The 12,279-nt window shown below is 73.8% G+C and carries 13 protein-coding genes; 9 read left to right on the top strand and 4 right to left on the bottom strand.

Translation table 11 applies throughout. From position 1 onward, the window contains the following. Positions 1-79 precede the first annotated feature (79 nt). Positions 80-622: a DUF1360 domain-containing protein gene (locus AWW66_RS21425; protein ID WP_067369403.1), complete on the top strand. Its 543-nt coding sequence runs from the start codon at positions 80-82 to the stop codon at positions 620-622. Positions 623-753: 131 nt separating this feature from the next. On the opposite strand, the gene AWW66_RS21420 is transcribed toward AWW66_RS21425, so the two are convergent. From AWW66_RS21420 to AWW66_RS21410, 3 genes are all read right to left on the bottom strand, one after another. Further along, positions 754-948 (bottom strand): hypothetical protein, encoded by a 195-nt coding sequence (locus tag AWW66_RS21420; RefSeq protein WP_067369392.1) that lies wholly within the window; start codon positions 946-948, stop codon positions 754-756. 178 nt (positions 949-1,126) lie between these two features. Next, positions 1,127-1,333, bottom strand: coding sequence for a hypothetical protein (locus tag AWW66_RS21415; RefSeq protein ID WP_067369401.1), 207 nt, complete (start codon positions 1,331-1,333; stop codon positions 1,127-1,129). 632 nt (positions 1,334-1,965) lie between these two features. Then, the gene (locus AWW66_RS21410) at positions 1,966-3,051 is read right to left on the bottom strand and encodes a 3-deoxy-7-phosphoheptulonate synthase (RefSeq protein ID WP_067369390.1); all 1,086 of its coding nucleotides are present in this window, start codon (positions 3,049-3,051) and stop codon (positions 1,966-1,968) included. A 318-nt stretch (positions 3,052-3,369) separates the two neighbouring features. On the opposite strand from AWW66_RS21410, the gene AWW66_RS21405 reads away from it, so the two are divergent. Next, entirely contained in the window at positions 3,370-3,585 is a 216-nt protein-coding gene (locus AWW66_RS21405; RefSeq protein WP_067369389.1) for a hypothetical protein, read from the top strand. Here the strand turns inward: AWW66_RS21405 and AWW66_RS21400 are convergent. Continuing rightward, complete coding sequence (locus tag AWW66_RS21400; protein ID WP_067369387.1) at positions 3,552-4,397, bottom strand: catalase family protein; 846 nt, start codon at positions 4,395-4,397, stop codon at positions 3,552-3,554. The two genes, AWW66_RS21405 and AWW66_RS21400, sit on opposite strands and share 34 nt — an antisense overlap. A gap of 161 nt (positions 4,398-4,558) precedes the next feature. On the opposite strand from AWW66_RS21400, the gene AWW66_RS21395 reads away from it, so the two are divergent. The 7 genes from AWW66_RS21395 to AWW66_RS21365 all read left to right on the top strand — a co-directional run bounded on the left by AWW66_RS21395 (position 4,559) and on the right by AWW66_RS21365 (position 12,260). Then, positions 4,559-5,851: a M16 family metallopeptidase gene (locus tag AWW66_RS21395; protein WP_067369385.1), complete on the top strand. Its 1,293-nt coding sequence runs from the start codon at positions 4,559-4,561 to the stop codon at positions 5,849-5,851. Beyond that, positions 5,848-7,194: a M16 family metallopeptidase gene (locus tag AWW66_RS21390; RefSeq protein WP_067369383.1), complete on the top strand. Its 1,347-nt coding sequence runs from the start codon at positions 5,848-5,850 to the stop codon at positions 7,192-7,194. The genes AWW66_RS21395 and AWW66_RS21390 overlap by 4 nt, the downstream gene beginning before the upstream one ends. A 335-nt stretch (positions 7,195-7,529) precedes the next feature. After that, positions 7,530-8,555, top strand: coding sequence for an aspartate-semialdehyde dehydrogenase (locus tag AWW66_RS21385; protein ID WP_067369399.1), 1,026 nt, complete (start codon positions 7,530-7,532; stop codon positions 8,553-8,555). 139 nt (positions 8,556-8,694) lie between these two features. Beyond that, on the top strand, positions 8,695-9,135 hold the full coding sequence (locus AWW66_RS21380) for a PPOX class F420-dependent oxidoreductase (protein ID WP_067369397.1): 441 nt from the start codon (positions 8,695-8,697) through the stop codon (positions 9,133-9,135). Between the two features lie 129 nt (positions 9,136-9,264). Continuing rightward, positions 9,265-9,681 (top strand): CBS domain-containing protein, encoded by a 417-nt coding sequence (locus AWW66_RS21375; RefSeq protein WP_067369380.1) that lies wholly within the window; start codon positions 9,265-9,267, stop codon positions 9,679-9,681. A 147-nt stretch (positions 9,682-9,828) separates the two neighbouring features. Further along, positions 9,829-10,200 (top strand): SCP2 sterol-binding domain-containing protein, encoded by a 372-nt coding sequence (locus AWW66_RS21370; RefSeq protein ID WP_067369377.1) that lies wholly within the window; start codon positions 9,829-9,831, stop codon positions 10,198-10,200. Positions 10,201-10,202: 2 nt separating this feature from the next. Then, the gene (locus tag AWW66_RS21365) at positions 10,203-12,260 is read left to right on the top strand and encodes an amylo-alpha-1,6-glucosidase (RefSeq protein ID WP_157527665.1); all 2,058 of its coding nucleotides are present in this window, start codon (positions 10,203-10,205) and stop codon (positions 12,258-12,260) included. The last annotated feature ends 19 nt before the right edge of the window (positions 12,261-12,279 follow it).

The following is a 12,279-nucleotide window of genomic DNA, read 5'->3' as shown; positions in this document are numbered from 1 at the left end:
CCGGCCCCACCGCCTCCGTGGTGTGCCGGCACACCGATCCATCCATCTGACCCCGACCACGAGACCGAGGAGCGTGCCGGTGACCGACAGCGGCCTGAAGGACAAGGTGGCGCGGCTGCGCCAGGCGTACGCGCCACACGAGCACCGGCCGCTGGGCGGGTACCTGGCGGCGATGGGTACCTACGCCGGGGTCACCGGCGCGTTGGCCGGGCTGGTCCGGCTCACCGGTCGACCCGTACCGGACCGCCCGGCCCCCGGCGACGTGCTGCTGCTCTCGATCGCCACTCACAAGCTCAGCCGGCTGCTCACCAAGGACGCGGTGACCAGTCCGCTGCGGGCGCCGTTCACCCGGTACGACAAGCCGATCGGCAGCGGCGAGGTGATGGAGCAGGTACGCGACTCCGGCAGCTCCACCCGCCACGCGATCGGCGAGCTGCTGAGCTGCCCGTTCTGTCTGGCCGTCTGGGTGGCGACCGGGTTCACCGGCGGGCTGGTGCTGGCCCCTCGGCTCACGAGGCTAGTCGCCACGGCGCTGACCGCCGTCGCAGCCTCCGACTTCCTCCAAATGGCGTACGCGGTCGCGCAGCAGAAGGCCGAGGGCGGGCGGCACACCGAGGACTAGCCCGGTACGCCGGCACCCCGGCCCGCGCGGGTCACGCACGGCACACGTGCGGTGTCGGTGGGTCACCCGCGCGGGCCAGGGTCGACCTTGCCGGGTCGACCCTGCCGGTGGGTCACCCGCGCGGGCCGTGGTCAGCGCTGCATGCCGGACCAGCCCCGGGGCGCCTCGGTCTCCCGCTCGTCGGCGTCCGCTCCGGTCACCACGTCACGGTCGACGGCGGTGCGGTCGTGCTCGTTGGCGAAGTCGGGGTCGGGTTCGGGGTCCGTGCCCCCGGGCGGCTGGCCGAGAGCCGGCTCGTCCCGTCGGTCTTTTTCGCGCTCGGTCATCTCCGCAGTCCTCTCGTCCTCGACCCGGGTCCGGTCGCCCGCGCCGGGCGGGCAGGACCAGCCAGGGCCCGGCGTCGGCGGGCGGTCCGGCGGGGTCGGCTCCGCCGGGGCCCGCCAGCGGCCCCGGGCCGCGGCGAGGCCGGATGGCCCGGTGGTGGCGTGCCGGCGACGGCGCGGCTCACACCCCCGAACCGCCCAGCAGGTCGGCCGCCTCGTCCATGGCGTACTCGCCCTCGGGGAGCGCCGAGATCCGGGTCAGCAGCTCGGCCGGCAACTCGGCGGCGACGGCCCGGCGCTGGATCTCCGCCTGACTGATCCGCTCCTGCCCGTGGTAGATGTCGTCGAGCAGGTCGTCGAGGTCCTGCCGGACCGCCGGATCGGTCATCGCGCGGGCGGTCGTCGGCACGTCCAGGTCGACGTCCACCTCCGGCACGTCCAGCTCCGCTACGTCCGGGTCGAGGTCCAGGTCGAGATCCACCCCGGGCGTCGGGCCCGTCGCCGGGTCGTCCGGCCCGGTGGGCTCGGCCAGGAGGTCGTCCGTCACGGGGATGCCGCCGGTCGCGGGTTCGCTGCCGGACCCGGGTGCTCCGCCGGTCACAGGCGCTCTGTCGGTCACGATGGTTCGGCTACCCGTCGCCGAACCGGTCAAACGTCACGCCGCCCCCGCCGCGCTCGGCCCTCCCGGCGGACCGGTACCGAATGTGACGTGGACCACCACCGGGCCCGGAACACCGGGCGGGGGGCCGGAGTTGAACGAGGTGTCGGTGTGTCCAGTGTCCCCGGGCCTCACCTAAAATGCCGTCGCGGAATACCGTCTGGCTGGAGCCGCGTCGCGCCACTCGCCGAGAGGCGACCTGCACACCGACACCAGCGGCCCCGGGTCCCACCCGGGGCCGCTGTCGTCTTCCCGGGCCGGCCGTCGCCCGTTCCGTTCTGGGGCCCGGCCGTCGCCCGTCCCGCTCCGTTCCCGGTGGGCCACACCGGGGCGGAGCGAGGGCCTTTGTGGGGCGCGGACGGTCAGGCGGGGGTGGGCAGGGTGGCGCGGCGGGCGCGGGTGGCGCTGGCGAGTTCGGTGAGCACCTCGGTGGTGGTGTCCCAGCCGATGCAGGCGTCGGTGACGGACTTGCCGTACTCCAGCTCGCGGGTCGGGTCCAGGTCCTGCCGGCCGGGCTGGAGGAAGCTCTCCAGCATGATCCCGGCGATGCCCCGCTGACCGGCGGCGAGCTGGGCGGCCACGTCCGCCACCACCTTCGGCTGGTTGCGGTGGTCCTTGCCGCTGTTGGCGTGGCTGGCGTCGACCACCACCCGCTCCGGCAACCCGGCGGCCCGCAGCAGGTCCAGCGCCCCGGCCACCGACGCGGCGTCGTAGTTCGGGCCGTCGTTGCCGCCCCGCAGCACCAGGTGGCAGTCGGCGTTGCCCCGGGTGTGCATGATCGCCGGGGTACCGGAGACGTCGATGCCGGGGAAGACGTGCGGCACGCCGGCCGCCCGGATCGCGTCGACGGCGGTGCCGATGCTGCCGTCGGGGCGGTTCTTCATCCCGATCGGCATGGACAGCCCGGAGGCGAGCTGCCGGTGGACCTGGCTCTCCACCGTACGGGCGCCGATCGCGCCCCAGGCCACCGTGTCGGCGATGTACTGCGGGGTGATCGGGTCCAGGAACTCGCAGCCGACCGGCAGCCCGAGCCGCAGCACGTCGAGCAGCAGCGCGCGGGCGGTCCGCAGACCGGTGTTGACGTCACCCGAGCCGTCCAGCCCCGGGTCGTTGATCAGGCCCTTCCAGCCCACCGTGGAGCGCGGCTTCTCGAAGTAGACCCGCATCACCACCAGCAGGTCGTCGGAGAGCCGGTCGGCCACCTCCCGCAGCCGGCCCGCGTACTCCAGGGCCGCCGCCGGGTCGTGCACCGAGCAGGGGCCGACCACCACCAGGAGGCGGTCGTCGACCCGGTCCAGCACCTGGCCGGCCGCCCGCCGCCCGGCCACGACGGCCGAGGTCAGGGTGGCGTCCAGCGGCAGGTGGTGGTGCAGCAGGGCGGGGGTGGTCAGCGGCACGACACGGTCGATCCGCTGGTCGATGACCCGATCGGTGTCCGGGGTCGTCACGGTGGGTTCCTTCCGCCGACCGTGCCCAGGGCCGGCGCCCGGGACGAGCCGGCTGCTCGTACGCGAAAGGGCGGGTACTCGCCCCGCCCAGCCGGCTCGAAGTGTGGTGACGTCAGATCACGGTGAAGTCACCGGCTTCGGAGCCGGCTGCCTAAACCATCGATACGACCGCGTCACGCGGACCACCCTACCCGACCGGCCCGGAAATCCCACCCGCTCACCACATTGTGAGCACCGTCGCCGGGCGCCCGGCGACGTCCGGCCGGCGAGCCGGTTCGCACGCGCGTGGCGAGGGAGCGCGCGGGGTAGGAGAGTGCCATGAGTGAATTCCCCCAGGACCAGAACCGGGTGGAGTCCCGCGCCCACCTGCTGCCGGAGGAGGCCGCGGTCGGCAGCGACGACCCCCAGGCGCAGGCCGCCGCCATCCTCGCCGAGTCGGACCTGCGCGAGAACGTCCCGAACGCCGCGCCGGACACCGTGCTGGAGCGACGGACCTCGAATCAGACCGTGACGGCCGTCGAGCCGCCCGACTGAGCCGGGCCGTCCGACTGACCCGGGCCGCCTGACCGAGCCGGGCCGTTCGACCGACCCGGGCCGCCTGACTGAGCCGGGCCGTCCGACCGGGTGGGGTCGGGCGGCCCGGTGGGGTGGTCGGGGCGGGTGGTGGCGCCACGGGCCCGCCGGGAGCCCCGGTAGGCCCGGTCCCGCAGCCGGGCGAACGGGCCGGTCGCGCGCAGACCGGCCGGCAGGTTACCGATCGGATCGAAGGCCGTGGCGGCGTCGACCCCGGCGTCGAGCGGGTCACCGAGGCGTACCTCGCCGAAGACCCGCCACGGCCCCACGGCGGACGCCACGGCGAGGCGGAGCCGGGGCGTACCGGTCCGGAGCGCGGCGTCGACGTCGGCCAGGCTCCGGCCGAGGTCGGGCGAGGCGGGGTCGGGCAGCACCGCCAACCAGAGCCGCCGCCGGCCGGCCCGGTACGCCATGATCGTGCTGTACACGCCGGTGAACCGCCGCCGGGGCACCGGCAGATGCCGCCGCAGCGGGCCGGCCGCGCTGGAGCTGACCAGCAGGTCCACCGGGTGCGCCGGGTCCGCGTCGTAGAGCCGTACCGCCAGTCCCAGCACGTCCGGCCAGCCGTCGGGGGTGGGGGTGCCCCGGGAGAACCGGACCAGGGCCGGGTACCGGCCGGGGCGGTCGACGAGCCCGACCCCGGTCGGCCGACCGGGCGTTCCCCAAACGACCACCTCGGCGGTGCAGGAGCGACCGCGCGGGTGCAGCAGGCGGGCCCGCCGCCAGCGGGCCAGGACGGCGGCCATACGGTCGACGAGGCTCGACAGGGACATGACCCTGCGGTACCCGGTCGGGGCCGGTCGATGCCGGCACACCGGTCGATGGCCCCGCGCCGCCTCGGTGCGGCCGGCTGGAACGGTGTGGGCGGCCGATCGTGCGCCGCGCCGTGGTGGCGCGACACCGTTCGCGGCCGTGATCGGATAGCGTCGGGCCCATGCCCGACAGCGGTTACCCCTGGCCCATCGAGACGACCCGACTGGACAACGGCCTGCGCGTGGTGGTGAGCGAGGACCGGACCGCGCCGGCGGTCGCCGTGAACCTCTGGTACGACGTGGGATCACGGCACGAGCCGGCGGGACAGAGCGGCTTCGCCCACCTCTTCGAACACCTGATGTTCGAGGGCTCGGTGAACGTGGCGAAGACCGAGCACATGAAGCTGATCCAGGGCGCGGGCGGCTCGCTCAACGCCACCACCAACCCGGACCGGACCAACTACTTCGAGACGGTCCCCGCCGAGCACCTGGAGTTGGCGCTCTGGCTGGAGGCCGACCGGATGGGTGGCCTGGTGCCCGCGCTGACCCAGGAGACGCTGGACAACCAGCGTGACGTGGTGAAGAACGAGCGTCGCCAGCGGTACGAGAACGTGCCGTACGGGGACGCCTGGCTGCGGCTGCTGCCGATGCTCTACCCGCCGGGGCACCCGTACCACCACGCCACGATCGGCTCGATGGCCGACCTGAACGCCGCCGACCTGGCCACCTTCCAGGCGTTCCACCAGACCTACTACGCGCCGAACAACGCGGTGCTGACCGTGGTCGGTGACGCCCCCGCCGCCGAGGTCTTCGCGTTGGCGGACAAGTACTTCGGCGCCCTCCCGGCCCGCGCGGACATCCCGCCCGCCCCCGACGGGCGGACGGTCACCCCGACCGGGCAGCCGGTCCGGGAGACGGTCACCGCCGACGTGCCCGCCCCCCGGGTGTACGTCGCGCACCGCACGTACCCGTTCGGCAGCCCCGGGTACGACGTGGCGACGGTCCTCGCCACGGTCCTCGGCAGCGGCCGGGGCAGCCGCCTCTACCAGCGGCTCGCCGACGGGGAGCGGATCGCCCAGCCCGACCTGGTCGGGGCGTACGGGGTGGACCTGGCGCACGCGCCGGCCCCGCTGATCGCCACCGCCACCGCCCGGCCGGGGGTCACCGCCGAGCGGCTCGCCGAAGGGCTCGCCGAGGTGGTCGACGAGCTGGCCACGGTGCCGGTCACCGCCGCCGAGCTGGACCGCGCCAAGGCGTTGTTGAGCACCTCGTGGTGGCGGCAGATGGCCACCGTGGACGGCCGGGCCGACACCCTCGGCCGGTACGCCACCCAGTTCGGCGACCCGGCGACGGCGGGCGAGCGGCTGCCGGCCCTGCTCGCGGTGACCGCCGAGCAGATCGCCGAGGCGGCGGCCGAGGTGCTCGGCGCCGCCGACCGGGCCACCCTGAGCTACCTCCCCGAGGAGACCGCATGACGCTGATCGCCGCCCGCCCCGGCCCGGGCACCGCCCGCCCGTACCGGTTCCCGGCGGTGGTCCGCCGCACCGTCGCCGGTGGGCAGGTCGTCGCCGCGCACCTGCCCGGCCAGAACCTCGCCGTCGCGCTGCTGCTGCTCGACGCGGGCGCCGGCCGGGAGCCGGTGGGCAAGGAGGGCGTCGGCGGGGTGCTCGCCAAGGCCCTGGAGGAGGGGACCGCCCAGCGGGACGCGACCACGTACGCGCTGGCCGTCGAGGGGCTCGGCACCGAGCTGGTGACCGGGCTGGACTGGGACTCCTTCCAGGTCAGCGTCCAGGTGCCGGTGGACCGGCTGACCGCCGCCGTCGAGCTGCTCGCCGAGGCGGTCCGGACCCCCCGGCTGGATCCGGCCGACGTCCGGCGGGTCCGCGACGACGAGGCCACCGCGCTACGGATGGACTGGGCGAACCCGGGCCCGCGTGCCGACGCGGCGCTGCGGGCCGACCTGTTCGGCGTGGAGAACCGGTGGGGCCGCCCGATGTACGGCGACCCGGACTCGGTCGCCGGGCTGGACGTCGACGACGTGACCGTCTTCCACTCCGAGTGGTTCATCCGGCCGGGGACCCTGGTCGTCGCCGGTGACCTGGACCGGATCGACCTGGACGCGCTCGGCGCGGCGGCGTTCGCCGGCACCGGGGGCGGGCCGGTGGAGCGGGGCGGCCCGATCGAGGTGCCCCTGCGTGAGCAGCGGCGGATCATCCTGGTCGACCGGCCCGGCTCGGTGCAGTCCACGCTGCGCCTCGGGCACCCGGCCCCGCACCGGGCACACCCCGACCACGTGCCGATGACGCTGGCCGGCACGGTGCTCGGCGGGGCGTTCACCTCCCGGCTCAACCACCTGATCCGCGAGGTGCGCGGCTACACGTACGGCATCCGGGGCGAGTTCGGCACGTCCCGCCGGTTCGGCCGGTTCATGGTCAGCTCCGGGGTGCAGACGGCGGTCACCGCGCCGGCCCTGGTCGAGGCGGTCGGCGAGATCACCCGTACCCAGGTCGGTGGGGTGACCGAGGACGAGCTGGCGGTGGCGCGCTCCTGGCGGGCCGGCCAGCTCTCGGTGGAGTTGCAGAGCCCCCGGTCGATCGCCTCGGCGCTGACCACCCTGGTGGTGCACGACCTGCCGGACGACTACCACGCCCGGCTGCGCGCGGACCTGCTCGCCGCCGACGTCGAGCAGGTCTCCGCCGCTGCCGCCGCCCACCTGCACCCGGAGGCGCTCACCCTGGTCGTCGAGGGCGACGCCGCCGTCATCCGCGACGAACTCACCGCCGCCGGCCTCGCCCCCCTCGCCGACCCCACCTCCTGACCCCTGCCCCCCTCACCCCACCCAGCGTTGATCAAGGGATTTCCGGTGACCGGACGTCGTGTCCGCCTGCCGGGATCCCTTGATCGACGAATGCGGGTGGGGTGATGTTGGTCGCTCGGGGTGGGGTGGCCGGCGCGTGCGGGCGGGACGGGGTGGGGGTGGGAAGTTGCGGTGTGGGGCGGGGAAGACGGGGGATCCTCCGGCCCCGGTGGGCGTGTGCGGGGTGTCGTTGCGGTCGGTGCGGCCCCGGTGAACGGTGCGGAGCAGGTCGGAGCGGGTCCGGGCGGTGGGAAAGCGTTCCCCGTGTGGCCGGCGGGCTGGGTAGCCTCGCGGGCATGAGGATCGGCATTGTGGGCGCGACCGGCCAGGTCGGTGGCGTCATGCGGCAGGTGTTGGCGGAGCGCGAGTTCCCGGCGGAGCAGGTGCGGTTGTTCGCCTCCGCCCGGTCGGCGGGGCGGACCCTGCCGTGGCGGGGCGGCGAGGTCCCGGTGGAGGACGCGGCCACCGCCGACTACCGCGGGCTGGACATCGTGCTCTTCTCCGCCGGCAAGGGTACGGCGAAGGAACTGGCCCCCCGGGTCGCCGAGGCCGGCGCGGTGGTGATCGACAACTCCTCGGCCTACCGGATGGACCCCGACGTGCCGCTGGTCGTCGCCGAGGTCAACCCGCACGCCGTCGCCGTACGCCCCAAGGGCATCGTGGCCAACCCGAACTGCACCACGATGGCGGCCATGCCGGTGCTGCGCCCGCTGCACGCCGAGGCCGGGCTGGTCAGCCTGGTCGTCTCGACGTACCAGGCGGTCTCCGGCGCCGGGCTGGCCGGCGTCGCGGAGCTGGACGAGCAGGTCCGCAAGGTCGTCGAGCACGCCACCGGGCTGGCCTTCGACGGTACGGCGGTGGAGTTCCCCGCGCCCCGCTCGTTCGCCAAGCCGATCGCGTTCAACGTGCTCCCGCTCGCCGGCTCGATCGTCGACGACGGCTCGGCCGAGACCGACGAGGAGCAGAAGCTGCGCAACGAGAGCCGCAAGATCCTGGAGCTGCCCGAGCTGAAGGTCTCCGGCACCTGCGTGCGGGTGCCGGTCTTCACCGGGCACTCGCTCCAGATCAACGCCCGGTTCGCCCGGCCGATCAGCCCGCAGCGGGCCGTGGAGCTGCTCGACGGGGCGCCCGGGGTGGCGCTGGCCGACGTGCCGACCCCGTTGCAGGCCGCCGGCCAGGACCCGACGTACGTCGGGCGGATCCGGGCCGACGAGACGGTCGAGCACGGCCTCGCCCTGTTCTGCTCCAACGACAACCTGCGCAAGGGCGCCGCGCTGAACGCGGTGCAGCTCGCCGAGCTGGTCGCCGCCGAGCGTCGCTGACCCGGCTCCGCCGGGCGAGCGTCGTTGACCCGGCTCCGCCGGGCGAGCGCGGCTGACCCGGGTCCGCCGGTTCCCCGTCCCGGCCCGCCGTCCGTGTTTGGATGGAGGGCCGGGACGATCGCGTGAGGTGGAGGACGCCGTGACGGATCAGCAGACCCAGCAGGCCCTGTCCGAGTTGGTCGCCGGCCAGCGGTTGGGGGTGCTCGCCACGCTCAAGCGCGACGGCCGCCCGCAACTGTCCACGGTGATGTACGGCTACGACCCGCAGCAGCGGGTGATCCGGGTCTCGGTGACCGACGGGCGGGCCAAGACCGCGAACCTGCGGCGCGACCCCCGCGCCAGCTTCCACGTCGGCAGCGACGACGGCTGGACGTACGCGGTGGCCGAGGGGCGGGCGGAGTTGACCCCGGCCGCGACCGACCCGCACGACGCCACCGTCGAGGAACTGGTCGACCTCTACCGGGCGCTGGCGGGCGAGCACTCGGACTGGGACGACTACCGCCGGGCCATGGTCGCCGACCGCCGGCTGGTGCTGCGGCTGCACGTCGAGCGCCTGTACGGCCTGCCGTCGCGGGGCTGACCACGCCGCGCCGGCCGCCCCGTCGCGCCACCTCCGCCGGGATGGATCCGCCGCCGGCCGTCGCGCCGCGTGTTACCCCTCGGGGCCTCCGGGTAGACGGCGGGTTGCCGACACCGAGAGGGGAGCACCATGACGACGGTCGGAGAGTTCATGACGACCCGGTTGGTGACGATGGACGGCAACGACACGCTGGTCGCCGCCGCGCAGGTGATGCGGGACAGCGCGATCGGTGACGTGGTGGTGACCGCCGACGGCGGCGTGGCCGGCATCATCACCGACCGGGACATCACGGTCAGAGGGGTCGCGGAGCAGCGGGATCCGGCGAACACCCGGCTCAACCAGGTCGTCAGCCGGGACGTGATCACCGTGAGCCCGTACGACGACGCGGTCTCCGCCGCCGACCTGATGCGTACCTACGCGGTACGCCGGTTGCCGGTCGTCGACGACGGCCGCCTGGTGGGGCTGGTCTCCATGGGTGACCTCGCGGTGGAACGTGAACCGCAGTCGGTGCTGGCGGACATCAGCGCCGACGACCCGAACAACTGAGCCCGTCCGCCGCGGACCGCCCGGCCCCCGCCCACGCGGGGGCCGGCGTGTCCGTCTCCGGGGTCCGCGCGGGGCTCACCCGGAGCGGGTGAGGTTGGGCCCGCCCGCGACGGGGACCCGTTCTCCGACGCCGTAGGGGGTGGACCAATGGTGGACGCGACCACCAGGTTCTTCGAGGACCTGGACCGGCGGGGGTTCGAGCCGCTGCTGGAGAAGACCTCCGGAACCCTCCGCTTCGACCTGCACGAGGACGCCCAGACCACGCACTGGCTGATCCAGGTCGACCGGGGGCGGATCCGGGTGAGCCGGGAGGACCGGGACGCCGACACGGTGGTCTGGACCAGCCCGGCGATGTTCGAGCAGATGGCGGCCGGCCGGGAGGACGGGATCGCGGCGCTGCTGCGCGGGGACATGACGGTCACCGGCGACGCCCGGCTGGTGGTGCAGATCGAACGGTTGTTCCCCGGCCCGCCGGACTCCCGGGGACCACGGCGGCTCTTCGCGAGGGAGGCGGGCTGATGGTGCAGAGCAACACGATCCGGATCCTGGACGGCAACACCTTCGTGGTCTCGGAGGACACCGGGGACATCGAGGCGACGCCGAGCGAGCCGACCGGGCTGTTCTCCATCGACACGCGGTTCCTGTCGCGCTGGGTGCTGACCATCAACGGGGAACGGCTCAACGCGCTCTCCTACGACGACCTCCAGTACTACGAGGCGCGGTTCTTCCTGGTGCCGGGGCTGGCGACGCACTACATCGACGCCAAGCTGTCGATCATCAGGGAACGGGCGGTGACGGCCAGCTTCCGGGAGACCATCACCATCCTCAACCACGACGAGCGGGCGGTGGACCTGGAGATCCGGATGGACGCCGGCTCCGACTTCGCCGACCTCTTCCAGGTCAAGGACGAGATCGTCAACAAGAAGGGCGAGCACTACACCGAGGTCGAGGCCGACCGGCTGCGGCTGGGCTACCGGCGGGGGAACTTCCGGCGGGAGACCACGATCGCCAGCTCCGAGACGGCCCGCTTCGACCAGCGCGGCTTCGCGTACACGGTCCACCTGGAACCCAACGAGGAGTGGTCGACCGACATCGACGTGCAGACCGCCGCGATCGGTCCGGGGGGCCGGGACCTGCGGCTGGGCCTGCAGGCGCACGCTAGGGAGCGGTTGGCGCTCCAGCACGACCTGGAGGAGTGGATCGCCGCCGCGCCGAAGGTCAACTCCGAGTGCGAGCACCTGGGACGCACGTACCAGCGGAGCCTGGTGGACCTGGCCGCGCTGCGGTTCTCCCCGCTGACCATGCCCGGCCAGACCGTACCGGCGGCCGGCCTGCCCTGGTTCATGACCCTGTTCGGCCGGGACAGCCTGCTCACCTGCCTCCAGGTGCTGCCGTTCGCACCCGAGATGTCGAGGACGACGCTGCGCGTCCTGGCCTCGGTGCAGGGCACCCGGTTCGACGACTTCCGGGAGGAGGACCCGGGCCGGATCCTGCACGAGATCCGGTACGGCGAGACGGCCGCGTTCGAGGAGCAGCCGCACTCGCCGTACTACGGCTCGGTGGACGCCACCCCGCTGTTCGTGGTGCTGCTCGACGAGTACGAGCGGTGGAGCGGGGACGGCGCGCTGGTCAAGGAGCTGGAACAGGAGTGCCGGGCCGCGCTGAAGTGGATCGACGACTACGCCGACCTGGTCGGCAACGGCTACATCTGGTACGAGCGGCGCAACACCGACACCGGTCTGGAGAACCAGTGCTGGAAGGACTCCTGGGACTCCATCTCGTACCGGGACGGGCAGTTGCCGGGCTTCCCCCGGGCGACCTGCGAGGTCCAGGGGTACGCGTACGACGCGAAGGTGCGCGCGGCCCGGCTGGCCCGGGAGTTCTGGGACGACCCGCACTACGCGGACCGGTTGGAACGGGAGGCCGCCGAGCTGAAGGAGCGGTTCAACCGGGACTTCTGGGTGGCCGACGGCGAGTACTACGCCCTCGCCCTCGACGCCGACGGGCGTCAGGCGGACGTGCTCAGCTCCAACATCGGGCACCTGCTGTGGAGCGGCATCGTCGAGGAGCCCCGGGCGGCGAAGATCGCGCAACACCTGGTCGGTCCCCGGCTCTTCTCCGGCTGGGGGGTGCGTACCCTCGCCGAGGGCGAGGTGCGGTACAACCCGATCGGGTACCACAACGGCACGATCTGGCCGTTCGACAACTCCTTCATCGCCTGGGGGCTGCGCCGGTACGGCTTCGCCGAGGAGGCGGCCGCCATCGCCGACGGGATCATCGCCGCCGCCAGCTACTTCGACGGGCGGCTGCCGGAGGCGTTCGGCGGTTACCGCCGCGAGCTGACCAAGTTCCCGGTGGAGTACCCGACGGCGTGCAGTCCGCAGGCGTGGTCGACCGGTACCCCGATGCTGCTGCTGCGCACCATGCTCGGCATCGAGCCGCACGAGGGGCACCTGGCGGTCGAGCCGCGCCTGCCGGTGGGCATGGGCCGGATCGAGGTGCTGGACATCCCCGGCCGCTGGGGACGGGTCGACGCCTTCGCCCGGGGCCGGATGGAGATGCACCGCCTGGCCGAGTGAGCCCCGCCGCCCCCGGTGC

This window comes from Micromonospora rosaria, assembly GCF_001567585.1.
In the GTDB taxonomy this organism is placed as follows: domain Bacteria; phylum Actinomycetota; class Actinomycetes; order Mycobacteriales; family Micromonosporaceae; genus Micromonospora; species Micromonospora rosaria.
This window is presented reverse-complemented; position numbering and strand designations above follow the sequence as displayed.